We start from the raw sequence: 21,325 nt of genomic DNA, 5'->3' as shown, positions 1-21,325 counted from the left end.
ACGACCCGGTGCCGGGGCGGCGACGCTCTGCCCCGGTTTCGTCGCAGTTTCGACCCACGGTGCTTCCCCGCGAGTGCCGCGCGCACAACCCACCCGGCATGAAGCCGTCTGGCGAGGTGAGATGAACGAGATGCAGCAACCCACCCGCTTCGAGGGCAGCGACAGCTACGTCGCCACCGCCGACCTGCGTGTGGCCGTGAACGCCGCGGTACAGCTTGCCCGTCCGCTGCTGGTCAAGGGCGAGCCCGGCACCGGCAAGACGGTGCTGGCCCGCGAGGTGGCGGACGCTCTCGGCATGCCGCTGATCGAGTGGCACGTGAAGTCGACCACCAAGGCGCAGCACGGCCTGTACGAGTACGATGCGGTCGCCCGCCTGCGCGACGGTCAGCTCGGCGACGAGCGGGTGCGGGACATCTCCAACTACATCCGCCGCGGCAAGCTGTGGGAGGCGTTCACCGCCCCGGAGCAGGCGGTGCTGCTGATCGACGAGATCGACAAGGCGGATATCGAGTTCCCGAACGACCTGCTGCTGGAACTCGACCGCATGGAGTTCTTCGTCTACGAAACCGGCGAGACGGTGAGGGCGAAGCACCGCCCGATCGTCATCATCACCTCGAACAACGAGAAGGAGCTGCCGGACGCCTTCCTGCGCCGCTGCTTCTTCCACTACATCCGCTTCCCCGATCCGGAGACCATGGCGGCGATCGTCGAGGTGCATTTCCCCAAGTTGAAACAGGAAATGCTGCGCGCTGCCCTGAACGCGTTCTTCGAGATCCGCGAGGTCCCGGGGCTGAAGAAGAAGCCGTCCACCTCGGAGCTGCTGGACTGGCTGAAACTGCTGCTGATCGAGGACATCCCGCCGGAGGCGCTGAAGGTCACCGACAAGAAGGACCTGATCCCGCCGCTCTACGGCGCCCTGCTGAAGAACGAGCAGGACGTCCACCTGTTCGAACGCCTGGCCTTCCTGGCCCGGCGCGAGGGGCGGGCGTGATGCGCGCGCTGGTCCTGGCCGCCGCCCTTTCCTTCGCCGCCACGCCCGCCTTTGCCGGCAAGCTGCTGGAGGCGGCGCCCGAGGCAATGAAGAGCTATGCCGAGCAGGCGGGCTACATCCTGAGTTCCATCGCCGTGTGCGGCGGTGATGCGGAGGAGGAGACGTATTTCCGCTCTCTGGCCCGCGACAACCTTGTGCAGCTCGGCGCCGATGACGAGGATCTGGGCTTCCTGGAATACAACATGGAAGCGGCCGCCCGGACCGCCAAACCGCGCAAGCGGGACTGCGGCGAGGATGGCGCGGTGCCCGTGGCCTCCGACCTGTTCCTGTACAGGAACATCATCGAGAAGGCGCTGAAAGGCGGCTGAGCCCCCCAGGTAGCAAGCAGGAAGCAAGAGGTCATGTTCACCCGCTTCTTCACCGAGCTGCGCGACGCCAAGCTGCCGGTTTCCATTACCGAATACCTGACGCTGCTGCGGGCGGTGCGCGGCGGGGTGGCCGGCGGGTCGGTGGACGATTTCTACTACCTGTCGCGCGCCACCCTGGTGAAGGACGAGCGCCATCTGGACCGGTTCGACCGGGTGTTCGGCAATGTCTTCCAGGGCATGGAGGCGCTGGACGAGCTGTTCGGCGCCGAGATCCCCGACGAGTGGCTGCAGAAGCTGGCCGAGCTGAACCTCTCCGACGAGGAGAAGCGCCAGATCGAGGCCATGGGCGGCTGGGACAAGCTGATGGAGACCCTGCGCCAGCGCCTGGAGGAACAGAAGGGTCGGCACCAGGGCGGCAGCAAATGGGTCGGCACCGCCGGCACCTCGCCCTACGGCGCCTACGGCTACAATCCGGAGGGCGTGCGCATCGGCCAGGACGGCAACCGCAATTTCCGCGCGGTGAAGGTCTGGGACAAGCGCGAGTTCCGCAATCTCGACGACAGCGTGGAGATCGGCACCCGGAACCTCAAGGTCGCCCTGCGCAAGCTGCGCCGGTTCGCCCGCCAGGGCCGGCCCGACGAGCTCGATCTGGACGGCACGATCCGGCAGACCGCGAAGAACGGCGGCTGGCTCGACCTGCAGATGCGGGCCGAGCGGCAGAACGTGGTCAACGTGATCCTGTTCTTCGATGTCGGCGGCTCGATGGACCCGTATGTGAAGGTCTGCGAGGAGCTGTTCTCCGCCGCGCGCAGCGAGTTCAAGCACCTGGAGTTCTTCTACTTCCACAACTGCCCCTACGAGCGGCTGTGGAAGGACAACCGGCGCCGCCACGTGGAGCGGATCGACACCGCCGAGGTGCTGCGGACCTACGGGCCGGAATACAAGGCGGTGTTCATCGGCGACGCCTCCATGAGTCCCTACGAGATCGCGGTCGCCGGCGGCAGCGTGGAGCACATGAACCCGGAGCCGGGCGGGGTGTGGATCAAACGTCTGACCGAACATTTCCACCGCTCGGTCTGGCTGAATCCGGTGCAGGAGCGGTTCTGGCAGTACACCCAGTCCGTCGCCATGGTGAAGGAGCTGCTGGAGGACCGGATGTATCCGCTGTCCCTCGACGGCCTCGACCGGGCGATCAAGGAGCTGAACTCGTGAGCGTGGCCGAGACCGAGCGGCTCGACCCCCGGGTGAACGCCTATCGCACGGACCTGGCGGACGCCCGGCTGGAGGGCCGGGTGAACGCCGCGCGGTTCGTGGCGGGCGAGCCGGCGCGCATCGCCACCGGCACCGCTTCCCTGCGCGAGGCGCCGTTCGAGGAGGCCCGCCAGGGCTCCGAACTGCTGTATGGCGAGCGTGTCGCCGTGTTCGAGCGCAAGCGCGGCTGGGCCTGGGTGCGCAACGAGACCGACGGCTATGTGGGCTATGTGCGCGAGGAGAGCCTGGGCGCGGCGGAGACGGCCGCACCCAGCCACCGGGTGGTCGCCCTGCGCAGCTATCTGTTCGACGCCCCGGACCTGAAGACCATCCCCCGTGCCGTGGTGCATCTGACCTGCCGGGTGACGGTGACCGACCGGCATGGCGACTGGGCCCGGGTAGCCGATGACGGCTGGCTCTGGGCGATGCATCTGGCCCCACTGGGCGAGGTCGAGCGAGATCCGGTGGCGGTCGCCCGGCGCTTCATGGGGGCGCCTTATGCCTGGGGCGGGCGGTCGACCACCGGGCTGGACTGTTCCGCCCTGGTGCAGCTTGCCCTGGCGGCCTGCGGGATCGCGTGTCCGCGCGACAGCGACATGCAGGAAGCGGGGTTGGGCACGGTGGTGCCGTCGCTGGACGAGGCGCGGCCGGGCGACCTGCTGTACTGGCCGGGGCATGTGGCGTTCCTGCTGGAGGGCAACCGCATTCTGCACGCCAACGGTCATCACATGGCGGTGGCCGAGGAGCCCCACGCCGACTTCCGCGCGCGCAACATGGCCAAGATCGGCGATGTCCGCACGGTGCGCCGGATCGGGTGACGCCTCTGCCCGGTTATCCGCCCGTTCCGTCGTCCCGGACCTGATCCGGGACCAAGCCCCAGGCGCCGGTGCACCGCAGATCCAGACGTTCGTCAGGATGACGGGCAGGGTTGTGGGACGTGCTGCATCCATCCCCCTAACGCCGTCATCCCGGACGGCCCCGGACCTGATCCGGGGACGGGCCGGGACCCAGGCGGGGCGCTGGAGGCTCGGTCCCGGTCTTGTCCCGGATCGAGTCCGGGCCAAACCGGGATGACGGGAAAGAGAGTGGCAGGGGGAAGGAGAGGGCTTCTTATGCCCCCACCCTGATGTCCAGCCACCGCCGCGGCGTGCAGGTCGCCACGTCGCCCGCCCGCAGCAGAACCGTGGTGGTGCTCGCCTCCACGATCGCCGGCCCCGGCACCTCCTGTCCGGGGGTCAGATCGTCGAAGCCGTAGATCGGCGCGTCGACCCAGCCGTCGAGATAGACCGGACGCGTGCCCGTCGGCTCGGCCGGCGCCCCTCCCTGGGCTTCCGGTTCCTGTGGCGGGGCCGGGAGTTGACCGATGGCGGCGACCTTGGCGTTGACCAGAACCGGCGCACGGTCGGGCAGGCTGTAGGTGTAGAGCGCCTCGTGCCGCGCCTCGAACATCGCCTTCAGCCGGTCCAGCACGTCCGGCGCGTCCAGGTCCAGCTCGTCCAGCGGCACGTCGATCTCGTAGACCTGCTCGCCATAGCGCATGTCGGCGGAGCGCGAGGTCGTCACCGCGCCGTCGAACCAGGAGGAGAGGTAGTCGCGCCCTTCCTTCTCCATGCCCCGGAACAGGGCGCGCACCGCATCGGCCTGCAGGCCCTCGGTGTCGCCGATATGGGTGCGGATGGTCTCGTAGCGCAGGTCGGTGGTCAGCATGCCCCAGGCCGACAGAACCGAGGCGACCCGCGGGACGATCACGCGCTGCAAGTCGAGCATCCGGGCGAGGCCGGTCACATGCAGCCCGGCGGCGCCGCCGAAGCCGAACAGGGCGAAGCGGCGCGGATCCACCCCCCGGCGCACGGTGGCGAGACGGATGCCCTCCGCCATCTGGGTGTTCACCACCCGGTGCACGCCGGCGGCGGCCTCCACCATCGACACGCCCAGCGTCTCGCCGAGCCGTGTCAGGGCGGCTTCCGCGCCGGAGCGGTCGAGCTTGTCGGCGCCGCCAAGGAAGCCCGACGGGTCGAGATAGCCCAAGACCACGTTGCTGTCGGTCACCGTCGGCTCGGTGCCGCCGCGGCCGTAGCAGACCGGGCCGGGTACGGCACCGGCGCTGTGCGGGCCGACCTGGAGCAGGACGGCGCCGTCGACGCGGGCGATGGAGCCGCCGCCGGCGCCCAGCGTGACGATGTCGAGGCTCGGCAGGGCGATGCGCTCGCCGGCGATGGCCCGGTCGGAGGCGAGCGCGATCTCGCCCGCATCCACCAGGGAGATGTCCGAGGAGGTCCCGCCCATGTCGAACGGGATCAGGTTCTCCACCCCGGTCAGCTCGGCGGCGTGGCGCGCGCCGGCAAGGCCGCCGGCCGGGCCGGACAGCACGGTGGCGACGGCCGAGCGGATGGCTTCGGAGATCGGCGCCACGCCGCCATGCGACAGCACGATCAGGGTGGCGTTTCTGTATCCCGCCTCGTCCAGCCTGGCCTCGAGGCGGCGCAGATAGCGCTGCAGGGCCGGGCCGACATAGCCGTTCACCACGGTTGTGGAGACCCGCTCGTACTCCTTGATCTGCGGCAACACGTCGGCCGACACGCAGACATAAGCGTCGGGCAGGGCGGCGCGGATCGCCTCGGCGGTCGCGCGCTCATGGGCGTCGTTGGCGTAGCTGTGCAGGTAGCAGACCGCCACAGACTCGACCTTTTCCGCCTTCAGCGTCTCGATGGCGGCGGCCAGCGACGCATCGTCAAGCGGCGCCTCCACTGAGCCGTCGTGGCGCATGCGCTCCTTGACGCCGAGCCGCAGGTGGCGCGGCACCAGGGCCTCCTGGCGGGGCAGGCGCAGGTTGTAGCGGTCGGGCTTAAGCCCCTCGCGCATCTCCAGCACGTCGCGGTGCCCCTCGGTGGTCAGCAGAGCGAGCTTCGCCCCCTTGCGCTCCAGCAGGGCGTTGGTGGCGACCGTCATGCCGTGGACGATCCGCTCGGTCTTGGCCAGCAGGGCGGCGCGCGACAGGTCGAGCATTCCGGCCAGTTTCTCCAGCCCGTTCAGCAGGCCGATGGACTGGTCTTCCGGCGTGGACGGGGTCTTGGCGAAGGTCACGGTGCCGGCATCGTCGACCGCGACGAGGTCGGTGAAGGTGCCGCCGATATCGATGCCGATGCGATAGGTCATGGTGTCCTGGTTGGTCATGTCCGTGTCTGGCCCTCAGCGCTGGGCGAGGGGAGGAAGGCCGGCGCGCGTGTCGGCGGCGCGGTCCTCTGCGGTGCGCTTGGCGGGATCGCCCCAGCCGCCGCCGCCGGCGGACTGCACATGGAAGACCGAGCCGGCGGGAACCTGCAGTCCCTCGCGCTTGGTCTTCAGGACAACCGGCTCTCCCGACGGCGGGTGCATGGTGTAGAGGTGGACGGCGCCGTCCTCGCCGCCGGCGCGGCCCTTGGACGGCACCCGCGCGCCTTCGCCGGCCGTATTCACCACCGCGTCCTGCGCGGTCTCCAGGCGCAGGCGCAGCTCGCCGCCGGCCCCGCCGACATACTGGCCGTCGCCGCCGGAAGCCGGGCGGAACTCGTGGGTCTCGAAGAACAGCGGGAAGCGGGCCTCGGCCACTTCCACCGAGCCGAACTTGAGCCCGCCCGCCGAATGCCACTCGCCGGAACTGTGCCAGCCGTCGCCGCCCGGCGAGGCGCCGCCGCCCGGACGGGCGTGGAACATGTGCCAGATGAACGGCCGGTCGCTGCCCGGATAGGTGCCCTTGATGGCGAGGCGGAAGCGCTTGCCCCAGCCGGCCATGGCCCGGTCGGGGCAGGCGGGGGCGATGGCGTCGACGATCGCCTCGACGATCTCCTGGCTGCAATGGGAGGTGCAGAGCGTGACCGGCGCGCCGGGCCGGGCCCAGACCACGGTGCCCTCCTTGGCGACCACCTCGACCGGCCGCATGGAGCCCTCGTTCTTCGGGATCTCCTTGTCCAGCAGGAAGGCGATGGCCATGGCCACGCCGGAGCGCATGTTGGCGAAGGAGGAGTTGATGAAGGAGGTGACCTGGGGCGACGACTCGGTCAGGTCGACCGAGATGCCGCCGCCCTTGATGGTCACGGTGGCGCGCACGACCACGTCGGTATTGCCGCGCCCGTCATCGTCCAGGGGCGCCTCGCCGCGATAGGTGCCCTCTTTCCAGGTGGAGATCACGGCGCGGGCCTGGCGCTCGGAGCCGTCGAGGATCTGGGAGACGGCGGCCAGGACGGTATCGGCGCCGAACTCCCCGATCAGCGCCTGCAGCCGGCGCTCGCCCAGATGGACGGAGCCGGTCTGCGCCGCCAGATCGCCCAGGAAGTCGCGAGGATGCCGGACGTTGATCGACAGCATGTGCAGCAGGTCTTCCCGCGTCTTGCCCTTGTCGGCCAGGCGGATCGGCGGGATGCGGATGCCCTCCTGCCAGATCTCGGTCGCAGCCGCGTTGTAGGCGCCGTGGGTAGCACCCCCGATATCGGAATGGTGGGCGCGGTTGACGGTCCAGAACACCAGCCGGTCGCCGGCGAAGACCGGCACGAAGGCGGTGACGTCCGGCAGGTGGCTGCCGCCGAAATACGGGTCGTTCAGCAGGAACACGTCGCCCGGATGCACGTCGTCGCCGAAATACGCCACCACGGCCCGGGTCGCCCAGGGCATGGCACCCACATGGACCGGGATGTGCTCCGCCTGGGCCACCAGATCGCCGTCGGCGGCGCAGATCGCCATGGAGAAGTCGCGGCTGGAATTCAGGATCTGAGAATAGGAGGTGCGCAGCATCGCCTCGCCCATCTCCTCGACGATGCCGACCAGCCGGTGCTGGACGACGGAGGTGGTGATGGGATCGATATCGGCTCGGGGTTCGGTCATCGCGGCGATCCGTTGGGACTGCGGGGAAGGGAGGGACCCGAGCTTAGGACCCCTGCTGCGGTGCGTCATCCCGTGAAAATGCGCCGTCGAGTGGATTGACGTTCGCGTCAAGATATCGGACGCTCTTCCCATGGCCGACCGTTACACCATGACCCAGCTCGTGCGCGACCTCGGGCTGACCAGCCGGGCGATCCGGTTCTACGAGCAGCAGGGGTTGATCTTTCCCGGGCGCAACGGGCGCTCCCGCGTGTTCTCCGGCAGCGACCGGACCCGGCTGATTCTGATCCAGCGCGGCCGGCGGCTCGGCTTCTCCATCGCCGAGATCCGCGAGATCCTCGATCTCTACGATCCGACCGAGGGCGAGCGGGCGCAGCTCGTCCACCTGCTGCGCAAGATCCGCGACCGCCGCGCCCAGCTCGAGGCGCAGCGCCGCGACATCGAGGCGATCGAGGCCGAGCTGGCGGCGCTGGAGAATACCTGCCTGGACCGTCTGTCGGAGGATGCGGCGTGACCGAATCTAATGACGCAGACGTCAAGAACCGGGTCGCCAACCCGGCCTATGCCGACCGGGTGCGGAGCTCCTTCGGACGCCAGGCCTTCATGCATTTCATCGGCGCCGAGATCAGCGAGGTGGCGCCGGGTGCGGTCGAGATCCGCCTTCCCTATCGCCCGGAGCTTGCGCAGCAGCACGGGTTCTTCCACGGTGGCATAGTCGGCACCCTGGCGGACAACGCCTGCGGCTATGCCAGCTTCTCGCTGGCCGCCGCCGACGCCTCGGTGCTGACGGTGGAGTACAAGCTGAACCTCATGGCGCCCGCCGCCGGCGATCTGCTGATCGCGCGCGGCCGGGTGCTGCGGCCGGGCCGGACCCTGGTGGTGGCCCAGGCCGACGTCTTCGCGGTTCGCGACGGTCGCGAGAAGCAGGTGGCGACGGCACTCGCCACCCTGATGCTGATGGCCGGCATGGCCGACGAACCGCATGCCCCGAACTCGCAGAGCCACAAGTCCCCTAGAATGGACGGAACCCCATGATCCCCAACGACTATCCGAGCCTGAACTTTGATCTCGGCGAGACCGCCGACATGATGCGCGACAGCGTGCGCAGCTTCTCGGCCGACCAGATCGCGCCGCGCGCCGCCGAGATCGACCGCGAGAACACCTTCCCCCACGACCTTTGGCGCAAGATGGGCGAGGTCGGCTTGCTCGGCGTGACCGTGGGCGAGGAATACGGCGGCGCCGGCATGGGCTACCTGGAGCACTGCGTGGCGATGGAGGAGATCAGCCGCGCCTCGGGCTCGGTGGGGCTGAGCTACGGCGCCCATTCCAATCTCTGCGTCAACCAGATCAACCTGAACGGTACCGAGGACCAGAAGCAGCGCTACCTGCCGAAACTGATCAGCGGCGAGTATGTCGGCGCCCTGGCGATGAGCGAGCCGGGGGCCGGCTCCGACGTGGTGTCGATGAAGCTGCGGGCGGAGAAGAAGGGCGACCGCTACGTCCTCAACGGCTCCAAGATGTGGATCACCAACGGCCCGACCGCCGACGTGATCGTCGTCTACGCCAAGACCGATCCGGAGAAGCACCAGCACGGCATCACCGCCTTCCTGGTCGACACCAAGGCCAAGGGGTTCTCCGTCGCCCAGAAGCTCGACAAGCTCGGCATGCGCGGCTCCGACACCGGCGAGTTGGTGTTCGACAATGTGGAGGTGCCCGAGGAGAACGTGCTTGGCAAGCTCAATGGCGGGGTGCGGGTGTTGATGAGCGGCCTGGACTACGAGCGCGCGGTGCTCGCCGCCGGGCCGACCGGGCTGATGCAGGCGGCGATGGACGTGGTCCTCCCTTACGTCCACGAGCGCGAGCAGTTCGGCCAGCCGATCGGCACCTTCCAGATCATGCAGGCCAAGATCGCCGACATGTACGTGATCATGAACGCGGCCAAATCCTACGTGTACACCGTCGCCAAGGCCTGCGACCGGGGCGAGGTCACCCGCAAGGACGCCGCCGGTGCGATCCTCTACGCGGCGGAGAAGGCGACCTGGATGGCGCTGGAGGCGATCCAGTGTCTGGGCGGCAACGGCTACACCAACGACTACCCGACCGGCCGCATCCTGCGCGACGCCAAGCTCTACGAGATCGGCGCTGGCACCAGCGAGGTCCGCCGCATGCTGATCGGCCGGGAGCTGTTCAAGGAGACGGCTTAGGAAACCAATCCACAGCCGTCATCCCGGACGGCCCCGGACCTGATCCGGGGACGGGCCGGGATCCAGCGGAGGCTTGGGAGGCATGGTCCTGACTTTCGTCAGGACGACGGGATGGTTTCTACGCCACCCCCACCGTCATCCTGACCCACGTCAGGATCAAGCCGAGGACCCCGGGCAGCAAGGTCCCGGCCCGCTCCCGGATCAATTCCGGGCGCGTCCGGGATGACGCTAGATTTTTAATTTCGACCTGATCTTCTCCGCGATCTCGCAGTAGGTCTCCTCCGCCAGCAGCGGCAGCTTCGTCTCCGGCATTGGCGGCGGGCCGCCCCAGTACCCGTCGTCCCGGTACCGCGGGATGAGTTGCCAGTGCACATGCGGCTCGACATTGCCGAAATTGGAGTAGTTGATCCGGTCGGGTCGGAACGCATCCCGCACCGCCCGGCCCAGCCGCCGCAGGTCGTCGTTCAGCGCTGCATGGACGTCGTTCGGCACCTCCAGCACATCCACGTAATGCGGCTTCAGCACCAGGATGCAGCGGCCGCGGAACGCCTGCTGGAAATGCACCACGGCGACCGAGTGCTCGAACTCCGCGATCCGGTTGGCGGCGTCGGCGCCGTTGCGGACGACATCGCAGAACAGGCAGTCGGTCATGTTTTGTTCTCCTCATGGGCGCGGGGTTATGCTAGCACCGGATGGCAGATGTTCACGATCGCTCGGCCGGAGATTTTCCGATGGCACTCGACGACACCACGCCCCGCTGCACCTGGCCGGGCGAGCATGCCGATTACATCGCCTATCACGACGACGAGTGGGGCCGGCCGGTGCGCGACGACATCCGGCTGTTCGAGAAGATCTGCCTGGAAGGGTTCCAGTCCGGTCTGTCCTGGCTGACCATCCTGCGCAAGCGCGAGGCGTTCCGCGCCGGATTCGCCGGATTCGATTTCCGCGAGGTCGCTGGGTTCGGCGAGGCGGATGTGGAACGGCTGCTGGCCGACAAGGGCATCGTGCGCCACCAGGGCAAGATCCGCTCCACCATCAACAATGCCCAGCGGGCCGTGGAACTGGCGGCGGAGGCGGGATCGCTCGCCGCTTTCATCTGGAGCTTCGAACCCACGGCCGAGGTCCGGCCCGACCGGTTCGACCGGGAGACCCTGAACAAGATCACCACCTCCGACGCCTCCACCGCCCTGTCCAAGGCGCTCAAGAAACGCGGCTGGAGCTTCGTCGGGCCGACCACGATGTATGCCTTCATGCAGTCGGTCGGCATCGTGAACGACCACCTGGACAGCTGCGCCTTCCGGGCTGCCTGCGAACGCGACCGGGCGGCCTTCGCGCGTCCCACCCTCTGAGACGGGAGACAAAACCATGATCGGCCGACGCATCTATTCCGGCGCCCCGTTCGAGGAGATGGCCGGGTACGCCCGGGCGGTGGTGGATCCGCCCTATGTCTTCGTGTCCGGCACCACCGGGTTCGACCCGGACACGCTGGAGTTTCCCGAGGACGTGGAGAGCCAGTGCGAGAACTGCTTCCGTATCATCGAGCGGGCGCTGACCCAGGCCGGCTCGCGGATGGACCATATGATCCGGGTGCGGGTCTTCGTGGCCACGCGGGAGGAGTTCGAGCGGATCAAGCCGATCATCAAGCGCCACTGCGACGCCGCGCGACCGGCCAACACGACCATCCTGGCGGAGCTGGCCGAGCCGTATATGCGGGTCGAAGTGGAGGTGACGGCGAAGCTGGAGGATAACCGCCGCTAGTCGGGGGGCGCCAACCCCGTCGCCGACGGCGGCTACCAACCCGTGGCGCCGGCGGCGGCTGCCAACCCGTCTAGCCTCCGCCCCCAAGGGCTTGTTAGGCTCCGCCGTCTAAACAGAGGGCTGACGGCATGAGCGACGGCGCAACCACCATTCCCGCCCGCAAGGGCAAGGCCGCCCGGCTGTCCGCCGGGCAGGCGATCAAGGTCATCAACACGCCGGGATCCCAGGTGGTCGATACCTGGGCTTTCGTCGAGGACGACATGACCGAGTTCATGTCGATGGAACACAGCAGGGCCTACATGAACCGGCTGACGCCGAAGACCGGCGACACCCTGGTCACCAATCACCGGCGGCCGATCCTGATGCTGGTGGAGGATACCTCCGGCGAAGTGCACGACACCTTCATCGCCGCCTGCGACCGCTGGCGCTACGAAGGCCTGGGCGTGGAGGGCTTCCACGATAGCTGCCAGGACAATCTGCACAACGCGCTGCAGGAGATCGGCCTGGAATCGGCCGAGACGCCGAGCCCGCTGAACCTGTTCATGAACATTCCCTGGGATATGGAGGGCAAGATCGACTGGAAGCCGCCGGTGAGCGAACCGGGCGGCTATGTCGTGCTGAAGGCGCTGGTCGACTGCGTCATGGTCTTCTCCTCCTGTCCCCAGGACATCATCCCGATCAACGGGATCAACTGCACCCCGCAGGATGCGCATTTCGTCGTGACCGACGGCGCCGCATTCTGAGCCTGAACGCGAGAGGGAGACATCATGCCAACAGTCCTGATCACCGGCGCGAACCGAGGGATCGGCCTCGAACTCGCCCGCCAATACGCGGCCGACGGCTGGCGGGTCATCGCGACCTGCCGCAACCCGGGCGCGGCCGACGAGCTGAACGAGATCGACGGCGACATAGACGTCTATCCGCTGGACGTGGACGACACCTCGACCCTGGACGCGCTGGTCATCAGCCTGAAGGGACAGACGATCGACGTTCTTTTCAACAATGCCGGCATCAACATCAACAAGGTGCCGTCGGTCGGCGACATCGACTACGACGCCTGGGCGAAGACCATGGAGACCAACGTCTTCGCGCCGATCCGCGTGGCCTGGGCCTTCAAGGACAACGTGCTCGACAGCTCCCGGAAGGTGATGGCCTTCACCAGCTCGCTGATGGGCTCGATCGAGCGCAACGGCGGCGGAAATGCCGTCTATCGGTCGTCCAAGACCGCACTGAACATGGCCGCCCATTGCCTGTCGCTGGAACTGGCCGACAAGGGGGTGACGGTGGCCCTGCTGCACCCGGGCCATGTGCGCACCGACATGGGCGGGCCGAACGCGCCGGTGACCGCGGTGGACAGCGCCGCCGGGATGCGCAATGTCATCGCCAACCTGACGCCGGAAGACAACGGCTGCTTCCGCAACTACGACGGCACCGCGTTCCCCTGGTAAGGAGGCGGGCCGCATCTGGGAGGACCTGACATGACCGAGGCTGATACGGCGGAGGACGAGCCTAAGGGGCCGATCGACTTCTATTTCGACTTCTCCTCGCCCTACGGCTACCTGGCCGCGCACAAGATCGACGAGATGGCCGGGCTCTACGACCGCGCGGTCGACTGGAAGCCGGTGCTGCTCGGCGTGATCTTCAAGACCACCGGCGCCCAGCCGCTGCTCGACATCCCGATCAAGGGCGTCTACGCCCGGCGCGACATGGAGCGCACGGCCCGGATGATGGGCCTGCCCTTCACCCTGCCGGAGGTCATGCCGTTCCCGTCGGTTTCGGCGGCCCGCGCCGTGTACTGGGTGAAGGACCAGGACCCGGCCAAGGCGGTGGCCCTCGTCAAGGCGCTGTATGACGAGGCCTTCGCCAAGGGCGGCGACATCCGCGACGCCGAGGCGGTGGTGCGTGTCGCCGGCGAGACCGGCATCGACCCGGCGGCCCTGTCCGCGGCGCTGGGCGAGCCGGCGGTGAAGGAGCGGCTGAAGACCGAGATCGAATCGGCGATGCAGGCCGGCGTCTGCGGCTCGCCGTTCTTCGTGGTCGATGGTGAGCCGTTCTGGGGCGCCGATCGCTTGGATCATGTCGAGCGCTGGCTCGCCACCGGAGGCTGGTAGGCCCGTGTCCGTCATCCGCTCAATCGTCGACACCCGCTCGGACGCCTTCAGGCAGAACGCCGAGCGGACCTCCGCCCTGGTGGAGGAACTGCGCGAGAAGGTTCATGCGGTGAAGCTCGGCGGTGGCGAACGGGCACGCGAGCGGCACCTGTCCCGCGGCAAGCTGCTGCCCCGCGACCGGGTGCGGTCGCTGCTCGATCCGGGCGCACCGTTCCTGGAGTTCAGCCAGCTCGCGGCCGACGGCATGTATGGCGGCGATGTCCCCGGGGCCGGCATCGTCACCGGCATCGGCCGGGTCGGCGGGCGCGAATGCGTGGTGGTCTGCAACGACGCCACGGTGAAGGGCGGCACCTATTACCCGATCACCGTGAAGAAGCACCTGCGGGCCCAGGACATCGCGCGGGAGAACAACCTGCCCTGCGTCTATCTGGTGGACAGCGGTGGGGCGAACCTGCCGAACCAGGACGAGGTGTTCCCCGACCGCGACCATTTCGGCCGCATCTTCTACAACCAGGCCCAGATGTCGGCGGAAGGCATCCCGCAGATCGCGGTGGTGATGGGAAGCTGCACCGCCGGCGGCGCCTATGTGCCGGCCATGGCCGACGAGAGCATCATCGTGAAGGGGCAGGGGACGATATTCCTCGGCGGTCCGCCCCTGGTGAAGGCGGCCACCGGCGAGGTGGTGTCGGCCGAGGATCTCGGCGGCGCCGACGTCCATTCCCGGATCTCCGGCGTGACCGACCACATGGCTCAGAACGATCCCCATGCCCTGAGCCTCGCGCGGCGGATCGTGGAGAACCTGAACCGGCGCAAGCCGGCCAATGTGGAGATGCGCGACCCGGAGCCGCCGGCCTACGACCCGGCCGAGCTCTACGGCATCATGCCGGACGACCTGCGCAAGCCGATCGAGATCCGCGAGGTGATCGCCCGCATCGTCGACGGCAGCGAGTTGGACGAGTTCAAGCCGCTCTACGGCACCTCCCTGGTCACCGGCTTCGCGCGGATCCACGGCTATCCGATCGGCATCGTCGCCAATAACGGCATCCTGTTCTCCGAATCCGCCCAGAAGGGCGCGCATTTCATCGAGCTCTGCGCCCAGCGCGGTATCCCGCTGCTGTTCCTGCAGAACATCACCGGCTTCATGGTCGGCCGGAAATACGAGGCCGGCGGCATCGCCAAGGACGGCGCCAAGCTGGTGACGGCGGTGGCGACGGCGGCCGTGCCGAAATTCACCGTGATCGTCGGCGGCTCCTTCGGCGCAGGGAACTACGGCATGTGCGGGCGGGCCTTCGGGCCGCGGATGCTCTACACGTGGCCGACCGCGCGGATCTCGGTCATGGGCGGCGAACAGGCGGCCAATGTGCTGGGCCAGGTCCGGCGCGACGGGCTGGAGGCACGGGGCGAGAGCTGGAGCGCGGAAGACGAGGAAGCCTTCAAGGCGCCGATCCGCGAGCAGTACGAGACCCAGGGCCATCCATATTATGCGACGGCCCGGTTGTGGGACGACGGCATCCTCGACCCGGCGGAGACCCGCACGGTGCTCGCCCTGTCCCTGTCGGCGGCGCTGAACCGGGAAATCGGCCAGACGAAGTTCGGCCTGTTCCGGATGTAATCCGGCGCGATCTCGCGCTCCAAGCTCGCTCCCGGCCTTGTTTGCGGCAGACCGCGATGACAAGTGTTGGCCAAAGAAGATTTCAGACAGGGACACCGCAATGCTTCGCTACGACATCAAGCGCCCGGAGACCATCCAGCTCGAGCATGACGACAGGGGGGTGGTCCGGCTCACCCTGAACCGGCCGGATATCCGCAACGCCTTCGACGACGTGCTGATCCAGGACCTGACGGAAACCCTGGAACGGCTGGCGGGCGACAGCTCCATCAAGGCGCTGGTGGTGACCGGCGCGGGGGCCGCCTTCTCGGCCGGTGCGGAGATCGGCTGGATGAAGAAGGCTGGCGGCCAGGGCGATCACGACAACTTCCAGGATGCCATGAAGCTGGCCGGCCTGATGAAGCGGCTGGACAGGATGCCGATGGCGACCATCGCCCGGGTCAACGGGGCGGCGCTGGGCGGTGGCGTCGGGCTGACGGCGACCTGCGACATGGCCGTGGCGGTCAGCGACGCGATCTTCGCCTTCAGCGAGGTCAAGCTCGGCATCATACCGGGCGCCATCAGCCCGTATTCCCTGCGGGCCATCGGCGAGCGCGCGGCGCGGCGCTATTTTCTCACCGGAGAGCGCTTCGATGCCGAGGAGGCGTTGCGCATCGGTCTGGTGCACCAGGTCGTCGCCGACGAGGCGGCGCTGGACGAGGCGGTCGACAGCCTGCTGAAGCACATCACCGGCTCCGGCCCGACGGCGGTGCGGGCCTCCAAGGACCTGATCGGTCACGTGGCCGGCAAGCCGATCGACGATCTGCTGGTGCGCGACACCGCCCAGCGGATCGCCCATCAGCGCGCCTCGCGGGAGGCGAAGGAAGGCCTCAGCGCATTCCTGGAGAAGCGCAAGCCGGAGTGGTGAAGGCTTCCGCCGCGGACCTTATTCCGTGGTCGTACCGCCCTGGATCGGTGCCGGCGCCACGTTCGGGGGCGTCGACTTCGACTTGTCGATCTCGCCGATCTTCTGCTGGAGCTCCTCGATCTTCTCCGCGAAAAGGTCGGTTTCGGTGTCCAGGTTCTCCGCCTGGAGATACTTGGCGAGGGCGTCCTCGTACTCGCCCATGGCGGCCAGACTCTCGCCCCAGCTCGCCAGGAATTCCGCGCCTTCCATATTGAGGCGCGCCGCGGTCTCGAAACGCTCCACCGCCAGCGGCATATTGCCGGCCTTGGCCAGGCCGCGGGCGAAGCTGACGAATTCCTGGCCCACGTCGCTGTCCAGGGCCAGGGCTTCTTCGTAGCGCTTCTGCGCGGCGTCCTCCTGATCCAGACGGCGCAGCACATCGCCCAGGAAGGCGGTGGCCACGGCGTCCTTGCCGCTGATCTCGTTGGCGGTCTGAAGATCTTCGAAGGCGGCGCGGGCGTCTCCGGCATTCAGGTTGGCGAGGCCGCGGATCGTGTGGCCGACGCGAATATTGGCCTGGGTGCAGATGAAGGTCGGCGCGCTGTCGCAGCCGCGCAACAGGGCGGAGGTGGTGGCGATCGTCTCCGAATAGTCTCCGACCCGCGAATCAGCGACCAGGTCGTGGGCCGCTCCCTCGAACGGGGACAGGAACGAGATCGTGTGATGGGCCAGGGTCTCGAAGAGCTGCTCGGTGCTTTGGGTGTCCAGTTTGCCGGATCGCATGGTCGGCCCGTAGAGGGCATGGTTGCCGCGGACCCGCCAAAAGGCGGTCTTGTCGCGCTGGATGACCTCCAGCTCGATTCGCGGCGGCGCCAGGCCGAAGCTTTCCTGGCCGGCGCGGATCAGCTCGGTGACGCCGAAATAGCTGGCGACCTCTTCGGCCGGCGTGACCTTTCCGGTCTTCACGACGTCGGTCTGGGATTCCGATGCGGTCTCGAGCCGGATGTCGTCGATCTGATCGATCACATGATTGACGAAGATCTTCGGCGTGTAGCCCTGGTCGGCCAGATAGGGCGGGATCGCCTCGGCCTCGATCTCCCAAAGCCCGAAATAGGCGTAGGTGCTGAGCGCCAATACCCCTGCATAGACCGAGATGCCATACGCGATGAGCGAGAAGTCCATGCGATCCCCCTTGCGATCCCGGTCGAACCGGCGCCCTGCCGGTGTCGTGTGATGTAGAACCGCAACGCTTGGGACTGGCGGCGGTTGCGACGGCTGCTCCGATTTTAGCAGATCGCGGCGGCTTTAAGAGGCTCGACAATAGCGCAGGGAGAGGCAGGACATTCCGCCATCCACCTTCGCCGCTTCGGAATTCGGCAGCGCCACGACCCGGTACCCCGCCTGGTTCAGGAGTTCCGCGGTGCGGGGGTAGCCGGCCGGGAGCAGAACCACGTCGTTGACGCGCACCGCATTGGCCGCCGCCTCTTCGCTCTCGGCCACGTGGATCAGGCGGTAGCCGTCCAGATGGCCGCCGGCGGCGAGGCGCCGCGTGGTCAGGATCGTTTCGCCGTCCAGCAACCCGCAATCGGTCTTGAAGTGCAGCACCTCGGGCGGGGTGGCGAGTTCGCGCACGGTGTAGCCCCAGGCGCGTACCACCTCCCGCAATGCCTCGATCCCGGCGCCGTTGGTCCGCGCCGACCGGCCGACCAGGATCTCCCGGTCGGTCACCAGCACGTCGCCGCCCTCGATCCGTCCATGCCCGTGGTCGCCCAGCGAAGGCAGGTGGCGCACCTCGTCGAACGCCTCGCGCAGCGCAGGCTCGATCATCACCGCCTCGCCGAGCCGGGTCGGGGCGCCCGGCCGCATCACCACGGCCCCCTCGGGGAGACACAGGGCGGCGTCCTCCACGAACACGCTGTCCGGAAACTCCTGCAGCGGACCCAGAACCGTCGTCGCCAGCCCCGCCGCCTCCAGCGCGTCGCGATAGGCGGCGTGCTGCGCCCGGAACAACGCCACATCCGGCGCACCGGTATCCACCGCGCGCAAACCGTCGACGATGCTGTCGGCGGGTTCCCGCAGGAGGGCATGGGTGAAGCGGAAGGAGCGTCCGGGCGTGGGCATGGGGCGACTCGCGGTCGGAATGGGGTGATCTCATATGTCCGAGTCGGGCCGCCTTCGTCCACTACCCCGTGCGGAATCGGCCGGGATCGCCGCCGCGGCGACCAGTCCGATCGCCCCTCCCATAGTGCCCTTTGAATTCCCGGCTCCGCCTTCCTATGCTCAGCGTCCCGTGACGCCTGGGACCTGAGCCGATGTTCTCCAGCCTGCTGATCGCCAACCGCGGCGAAATCGCTGTGCGGATCGCCCGCACCGCCCGCGCCATGGGCCTGCGCACGATCGCCGTCTTCTCCGATGCGGATCGGGACGCCCCCCATGTACGCGCCTGCGACGAGGCCTGGCCGATCGGCCAGGCGCCCGCGGCCGAGAGCTATCTGGTCGCCGAGCGCATCCTGGAGGTGGCCCGCCGCGCCGGCGCCGAGGCGATCCATCCGGGCTACGGGTTCCTGTCGGAGAATGCCGGCTTCGCGGAAGCCTGTGCCGCGGCCGGCATCGCCTTCGTCGGCCCACCGGCCGGCGCGATCGAGGCCATGGGCTCCAAGGCCGGAGCCAAGGCGCTGATGGAGAAGGCGGGGGTGCCGCTGGTCCCCGGCTATCATGGCGACGACCAGTCCGTTGAGCGCCTGTCCGCGGCGGCCAGGGACATCGGCTTCCCCGTGCTGCTCAAGGCGTCGGCCGGCGGCGGCGGCAAGGGGATGCGGGTCGTGCGCGGCGCCGACGAGCTGAAAGCCGCCATCGAAGGCGCCCAGCGCGAGGGCAAGGCGTCCTTCGGCGACGACCGGCTGATCGTGGAGAAGTACCTGGAACGGCCGCGGCACGTGGAGGTCCAGGTCTTCGCCGACAGCCACGGCAACACCGTTCACCTGTTCGAGCGCGACTGCTCGGCCCAGCGCCGTCACCAGAAAATCCTGGAGGAGGCCCCGGCCCCCGATCTCGATCCGGACCTGCGCCGGGAGATGGGGGCGGCGGCCGTCGCCGCGGCCGAGGCGGTCGGCTATGTCGGCGCCGGCACGGTCGAGTTCATCATGGACTCATCCGGGTCGTTCCATTTCATGGAGATGAACACCCGCCTGCAGGTCGAGCATCCGGTGACCGAGCTGATCACCGGTCTGGACCTCGTCGCCCTGCAGCTCCGGGTCGCCGCCGGCGAGGCGCTGCCCTTCGGCCAGGACGACCTGAGCATCACCGGCCATGCGGTGGAGGTCCGGCTCTATGCCGAGGATCCGGCGCGGGACTTCATGCCCCAGACCGGCCGGCTGGTGCATCTGCGGTTCCCCGAGGGCGAGGGGGTCCGGGTCGATTCCGGTGTCGAGCAGGGCGGGGTGGTGAGCGTCCATTACGACCCGATGATCGCCAAGGTCATCGCCCACGGGTCCGACCGCCGCCAGGCCCTGGCCCGACTCGCCGCCGCCCTGGGCCGCTGCGAGGTGGTCGGGGTGACCACCAACCGAGATTTCCTGAAGACCCTGGTCGAGCATCCCGAGGTGGTGGCCGGACCGATCGATACCGGCTTCGTCGGCCGCGAGATCGACAGCCTTGCGCCGCCCCCTCCGGCTGCGCCCGACGGGGTGCTGGCCCTGGCCGGGCTGGCCGAGATGCGGACCCTGGCCGCTGCGGCCTCGGCCCGGGCGGCGGCGACCGGCGATCCGCAGTCGCCCTGGGCCCGGGCCGATGCCTGGCGCCTGAACGACCGAGCCCACCACACCCTGCGTTTCCGCCAGGGCGAGGATGAGGTGGCGGTGGACATGCATGCCGACAGGGTCGGCTGGCGCGCCGATATCGCGGGCCGGTCGGTCTCGATCGCGGCGGACGACGGCCCGGACGGCGCCCTGCTGGCCACCATCGACGGGGTGCGCCGGCCGGTGCGGGTCGTCGCCGACCGGGACCGCCGGACGGTTCTGGCCGAGGGACGTTCCTGGACGATGGTTCTGGTCGACCCGCTGGCCGGCATCGACGACGCGGCGGAAGCCGGCGGGCGGCTGGTCGCACCGATGCCGGCCAAGGTGGTCTCCGTCGCCGTGTCCGAGGGCAATGCGGTGAAGAAGGGAACCACGCTCATCGTCCTGGAGGCGATGAAGATGGAGCACACCATCTCCGCTCCGGCCGACGGAACGGTCGCCGGCCTGCCCGTCGCCGCCGGCGATCTGGTGGAGGAGGGGGCCGATCTGGTGGTCTTCGAGGCCGACGGCGACAAACCGGAGAAAGGCGCGTGACCGCCTCGCTCCGCCACACCGTCACAATCGTCATCCTGGCGGCGATCTCCTGCACCCTGTGGTTCATGCCGGTGCCCGAGGGGGCGTCGCCGGAGATCATGCGCGCCGCCGCCCTGGTGGTGCTGGCGATCGGCGCCTGGGCCTCGGTGCTGCTGCCCGAGCATCTGGTGGCCGTGGCGTTCTTCCTCGCCGCCATGATCCTGCACGTCTCCAGCCCGCCGGTGATCTTCTCCGGATTCGCCAGCCCGGCCTTCTGGCTGGTGTTCGGCGGGCTGATCATCGGTGCCGCGGTCGACCGCACGGGGCTCGGCGGGCGCATCGCCCGCACCCTGGTGCGGCGCTTTACCGGCGGTTATCTGGCGACGGTGGCCGGCGTGGTCACGGTCTGTCTGGCCCTCGGTTTCCTGATGCCGTCGACCATGGGGCGGCTGGTGCTGCTGCTGCCGATCGTGCTCGCCCTGGCCGACCGGCTCGGCTACCTGGCCGGATCGCGGGGGCGCACCGGACTGGTGATCGCCACCGGCTTCGGCTCCTATCTCGGTCCCGTGGCCATCCTGCCGGCCAATGTGCCGAACAACGTGCTGCTCGGCGCCGCCCAGACCTTCCACGGCATCCAGATCCAGTATTTCGACTGGCTGCTGATCCACTTCCCGGTGCTCGGCCTGCTGAAATCGATCCTGCTGGTCCTGGTGGTCTGGCGCCTGTTCAACGACACGCCGATCCGCGGCGAAGAGGCGGCGGAGGAAGCGTCGGAGCCGTCCTACTGGAGCCGCGACGAGCAGCGGCTGGCCCTGCTGCTGGCCGCTGCCCTGGCCCTGTGGGCGACCGACGCGGTGCACGGCGTCTCACCCGCCTGGATCAGTCTGGCGGCCGGCCTGATCTGTCTGCTGCCGGTGGTCGGGCTCGTGCCGCCCCAGACCTTCCGCGACAAGGTGCCGATCAACCCGCTGATCTACGTGGCC

The 21,325-nt window shown here is 68.5% G+C and carries 21 protein-coding genes (1 of these 21 cut by a window edge); 16 read left to right on the top strand and 5 right to left on the bottom strand.

The genetic code is table 11. The annotated features are described in order from the left end of the window. The first annotated feature begins 130 nt into the window (after positions 1 to 130). From G578_RS0115340 to G578_RS0115325, 4 genes are read left to right on the top strand one after another with little or no spacing between them, the layout of a single operon-like run. Positions 131 to 991 carry an AAA family ATPase gene (locus G578_RS0115340; RefSeq protein ID WP_028794985.1) on the top strand — a complete coding sequence of 287 codons (861 nt, stop codon included), beginning with the start codon at positions 131 to 133 and terminating at the stop codon, positions 989 to 991. Next, positions 991 to 1,359 (top strand): hypothetical protein, encoded by a 369-nt coding sequence (locus G578_RS0115335; RefSeq protein WP_028794984.1) that lies wholly within the window; start codon positions 991 to 993, stop codon positions 1,357 to 1,359. The genes G578_RS0115340 and G578_RS0115335 overlap by 1 nt, the downstream gene beginning before the upstream one ends. Positions 1,360 to 1,392: 33 nt before the next feature. Then, complete coding sequence (locus tag G578_RS0115330; protein WP_028794983.1) at positions 1,393 to 2,571, top strand: vWA domain-containing protein; 1,179 nt, start codon at positions 1,393 to 1,395, stop codon at positions 2,569 to 2,571. Further along, a complete protein-coding gene (locus G578_RS0115325) occupies positions 2,568 to 3,428 on the top strand; it encodes a C40 family peptidase (RefSeq protein WP_028794982.1) in 861 nt (286 codons plus the stop codon). The genes G578_RS0115330 and G578_RS0115325 overlap by 4 nt, the downstream gene beginning before the upstream one ends. A 292-nt stretch (positions 3,429 to 3,720) precedes the next feature. Here the strand turns inward: G578_RS0115325 and G578_RS0115320 are convergent, their stop codons facing one another. Beyond that, positions 3,721 to 5,784 (bottom strand): hydantoinase/oxoprolinase family protein, encoded by a 2,064-nt coding sequence (locus tag G578_RS0115320; RefSeq protein WP_028794981.1) that lies wholly within the window; start codon positions 5,782 to 5,784, stop codon positions 3,721 to 3,723. A gap of 15 nt (positions 5,785 to 5,799) precedes the next feature. Beyond that, entirely contained in the window at positions 5,800 to 7,467 is a 1,668-nt protein-coding gene (locus G578_RS0115315) for a hydantoinase B/oxoprolinase family protein (RefSeq protein WP_028794980.1), read from the bottom strand. Positions 7,468 to 7,597: 130 nt separating this feature from the next. On the opposite strand from G578_RS0115315, the gene G578_RS0115310 reads away from it, so the two are divergent. The 3 genes from G578_RS0115310 to G578_RS0115300 are packed head-to-tail and all read left to right on the top strand — an operon-like array spanning position 7,598 to position 9,668. Further along, complete coding sequence (locus tag G578_RS0115310) at positions 7,598 to 7,978, top strand: MerR family transcriptional regulator (RefSeq protein ID WP_028794979.1); 381 nt, start codon at positions 7,598 to 7,600, stop codon at positions 7,976 to 7,978. Next, positions 7,975 to 8,499 (top strand): PaaI family thioesterase, encoded by a 525-nt coding sequence (locus tag G578_RS26565; RefSeq protein ID WP_051244902.1) that lies wholly within the window; start codon positions 7,975 to 7,977, stop codon positions 8,497 to 8,499. The genes G578_RS0115310 and G578_RS26565 overlap by 4 nt, the downstream gene beginning before the upstream one ends. Continuing rightward, positions 8,496 to 9,668 carry an isovaleryl-CoA dehydrogenase gene (locus G578_RS0115300; protein ID WP_028794978.1) on the top strand — a complete coding sequence of 391 codons (1,173 nt, stop codon included), beginning with the start codon at positions 8,496 to 8,498 and terminating at the stop codon, positions 9,666 to 9,668. Before G578_RS26565 ends, G578_RS0115300 begins: the two co-directional genes overlap by 4 nt. A 228-nt stretch (positions 9,669 to 9,896) precedes the next feature. Here G578_RS0115300 and G578_RS0115290 read toward each other — a convergent pair whose 3' ends face one another. Beyond that, positions 9,897 to 10,319 (bottom strand): HIT family protein, encoded by a 423-nt coding sequence (locus tag G578_RS0115290; RefSeq protein WP_028794977.1) that lies wholly within the window; start codon positions 10,317 to 10,319, stop codon positions 9,897 to 9,899. Positions 10,320 to 10,399: 80 nt separating this feature from the next. Here G578_RS0115290 and G578_RS0115285 point away from each other — a divergent pair, with 80 nt between their 5' ends. From G578_RS0115285 to G578_RS0115255, 7 genes are all read left to right on the top strand, one after another. Further along, positions 10,400 to 11,017 (top strand): DNA-3-methyladenine glycosylase I, encoded by a 618-nt coding sequence (locus G578_RS0115285; protein ID WP_028794976.1) that lies wholly within the window; start codon positions 10,400 to 10,402, stop codon positions 11,015 to 11,017. 16 nt (positions 11,018 to 11,033) lie between these two features. Beyond that, positions 11,034 to 11,426: a RidA family protein gene (locus G578_RS0115280; RefSeq protein WP_028794975.1), complete on the top strand. Its 393-nt coding sequence runs from the start codon at positions 11,034 to 11,036 to the stop codon at positions 11,424 to 11,426. Between the two features lie 128 nt (positions 11,427 to 11,554). Further along, on the top strand, positions 11,555 to 12,169 hold the full coding sequence (locus G578_RS0115275) for a DUF1989 domain-containing protein (RefSeq protein ID WP_028794974.1): 615 nt from the start codon (positions 11,555 to 11,557) through the stop codon (positions 12,167 to 12,169). Between the two features lie 24 nt (positions 12,170 to 12,193). Then, entirely contained in the window at positions 12,194 to 12,874 is a 681-nt protein-coding gene (locus G578_RS0115270; RefSeq protein ID WP_028794973.1) for an SDR family oxidoreductase, read from the top strand. Between the two features lie 30 nt (positions 12,875 to 12,904). Beyond that, positions 12,905 to 13,537, top strand: a complete 633-nt coding sequence (locus G578_RS0115265) for a 2-hydroxychromene-2-carboxylate isomerase (RefSeq protein WP_051244901.1) — start codon at positions 12,905 to 12,907, stop codon at positions 13,535 to 13,537. 4 nt (positions 13,538 to 13,541) lie between these two features. After that, a complete protein-coding gene (locus tag G578_RS0115260) occupies positions 13,542 to 15,149 on the top strand; it encodes a carboxyl transferase domain-containing protein (RefSeq protein ID WP_028794971.1) in 1,608 nt (535 codons plus the stop codon). A gap of 100 nt (positions 15,150 to 15,249) precedes the next feature. Continuing rightward, positions 15,250 to 16,053 carry an enoyl-CoA hydratase-related protein gene (locus G578_RS0115255; protein WP_038015119.1) on the top strand — a complete coding sequence of 268 codons (804 nt, stop codon included), beginning with the start codon at positions 15,250 to 15,252 and terminating at the stop codon, positions 16,051 to 16,053. 18 nt (positions 16,054 to 16,071) lie between these two features. Here the strand turns inward: G578_RS0115255 and G578_RS0115250 are convergent, their stop codons facing one another. Together G578_RS0115250 and G578_RS0115245 are read right to left on the bottom strand one after the other, a co-directional pair. Continuing rightward, on the bottom strand, positions 16,072 to 17,214 hold the full coding sequence (locus G578_RS0115250) for a tetratricopeptide repeat protein (RefSeq protein WP_028794969.1): 1,143 nt from the start codon (positions 17,212 to 17,214) through the stop codon (positions 16,072 to 16,074). Positions 17,215 to 17,337: 123 nt separating this feature from the next. Beyond that, a complete protein-coding gene (locus G578_RS0115245; protein ID WP_028794968.1) occupies positions 17,338 to 18,153 on the bottom strand; it encodes a dimethylarginine dimethylaminohydrolase family protein in 816 nt (271 codons plus the stop codon). 191 nt (positions 18,154 to 18,344) lie between these two features. On the opposite strand from G578_RS0115245, the gene G578_RS0115240 reads away from it, so the two are divergent. Both G578_RS0115240 and G578_RS0115235 read left to right on the top strand, forming a co-directional pair. Further along, positions 18,345 to 20,363 carry an acetyl/propionyl/methylcrotonyl-CoA carboxylase subunit alpha gene (locus G578_RS0115240; protein WP_028794967.1) on the top strand — a complete coding sequence of 673 codons (2,019 nt, stop codon included), beginning with the start codon at positions 18,345 to 18,347 and terminating at the stop codon, positions 20,361 to 20,363. Next, on the top strand, positions 20,360 to 21,325 hold the 5' portion of the coding sequence (locus tag G578_RS0115235; protein ID WP_051244900.1) for an SLC13 family permease. It continues 429 nt past the right edge of the window; 966 of the gene's 1,395 nt are visible here — the first part of the coding sequence; it begins with the start codon at positions 20,360 to 20,362; its stop codon lies off the right edge, out of view. Before G578_RS0115240 ends, G578_RS0115235 begins: the two co-directional genes overlap by 4 nt.

Origin of the sequence: Thalassobaculum salexigens DSM 19539 (genome assembly GCF_000423805.1) — a bacterium.
In the GTDB taxonomy this organism is placed as follows: domain Bacteria; phylum Pseudomonadota; class Alphaproteobacteria; order Thalassobaculales; family Thalassobaculaceae; genus Thalassobaculum; species Thalassobaculum litoreum.
This window is presented reverse-complemented; position numbering and strand designations above follow the sequence as displayed.

Excerpts from the sequence above, each read along its gene's own strand:
- G578_RS0115275 (WP_028794974.1), top strand. The coding sequence starts at position 11,555 with ATGAGCGACGGCGCAACCACCATTCCCGCCCGCAAGGGCAAGGCCGCC.
- G578_RS0115265 (WP_051244901.1), top strand. The coding sequence starts at position 12,905 with ATGACCGAGGCTGATACGGCGGAGGACGAGCCTAAGGGGCCGATCGAC.
- G578_RS0115300 (WP_028794978.1), top strand. The coding sequence starts at position 8,496 with ATGATCCCCAACGACTATCCGAGCCTGAACTTTGATCTCGGCGAGACC.
- G578_RS0115240 (WP_028794967.1), top strand. The coding sequence starts at position 18,345 with ATGTTCTCCAGCCTGCTGATCGCCAACCGCGGCGAAATCGCTGTGCGG.
- G578_RS0115285 (WP_028794976.1), top strand. The coding sequence starts at position 10,400 with ATGGCACTCGACGACACCACGCCCCGCTGCACCTGGCCGGGCGAGCAT.
- G578_RS0115330 (WP_028794983.1), top strand. The coding sequence starts at position 1,393 with ATGTTCACCCGCTTCTTCACCGAGCTGCGCGACGCCAAGCTGCCGGTT.
- G578_RS0115280 (WP_028794975.1), top strand. The coding sequence starts at position 11,034 with ATGATCGGCCGACGCATCTATTCCGGCGCCCCGTTCGAGGAGATGGCC.
- G578_RS0115320 (WP_028794981.1), bottom strand. The coding sequence starts at position 5,784 with ATGACCAACCAGGACACCATGACCTATCGCATCGGCATCGATATCGGC.
- G578_RS0115270 (WP_028794973.1), top strand. The coding sequence starts at position 12,194 with ATGCCAACAGTCCTGATCACCGGCGCGAACCGAGGGATCGGCCTCGAA.
- G578_RS0115340 (WP_028794985.1), top strand. The coding sequence starts at position 131 with ATGCAGCAACCCACCCGCTTCGAGGGCAGCGACAGCTACGTCGCCACC.
- G578_RS0115315 (WP_028794980.1), bottom strand. The coding sequence starts at position 7,467 with ATGACCGAACCCCGAGCCGATATCGATCCCATCACCACCTCCGTCGTC.
- G578_RS0115335 (WP_028794984.1), top strand. The coding sequence starts at position 991 with ATGCGCGCGCTGGTCCTGGCCGCCGCCCTTTCCTTCGCCGCCACGCCC.
- G578_RS0115255 (WP_038015119.1), top strand. The coding sequence starts at position 15,250 with ATGCTTCGCTACGACATCAAGCGCCCGGAGACCATCCAGCTCGAGCAT.
- G578_RS0115245 (WP_028794968.1), bottom strand. The coding sequence starts at position 18,153 with ATGCCCACGCCCGGACGCTCCTTCCGCTTCACCCATGCCCTCCTGCGG.
- G578_RS0115250 (WP_028794969.1), bottom strand. The coding sequence starts at position 17,214 with ATGGACTTCTCGCTCATCGCGTATGGCATCTCGGTCTATGCAGGGGTA.
- G578_RS0115290 (WP_028794977.1), bottom strand. The coding sequence starts at position 10,319 with ATGACCGACTGCCTGTTCTGCGATGTCGTCCGCAACGGCGCCGACGCC.
- G578_RS0115310 (WP_028794979.1), top strand. The coding sequence starts at position 7,598 with ATGGCCGACCGTTACACCATGACCCAGCTCGTGCGCGACCTCGGGCTG.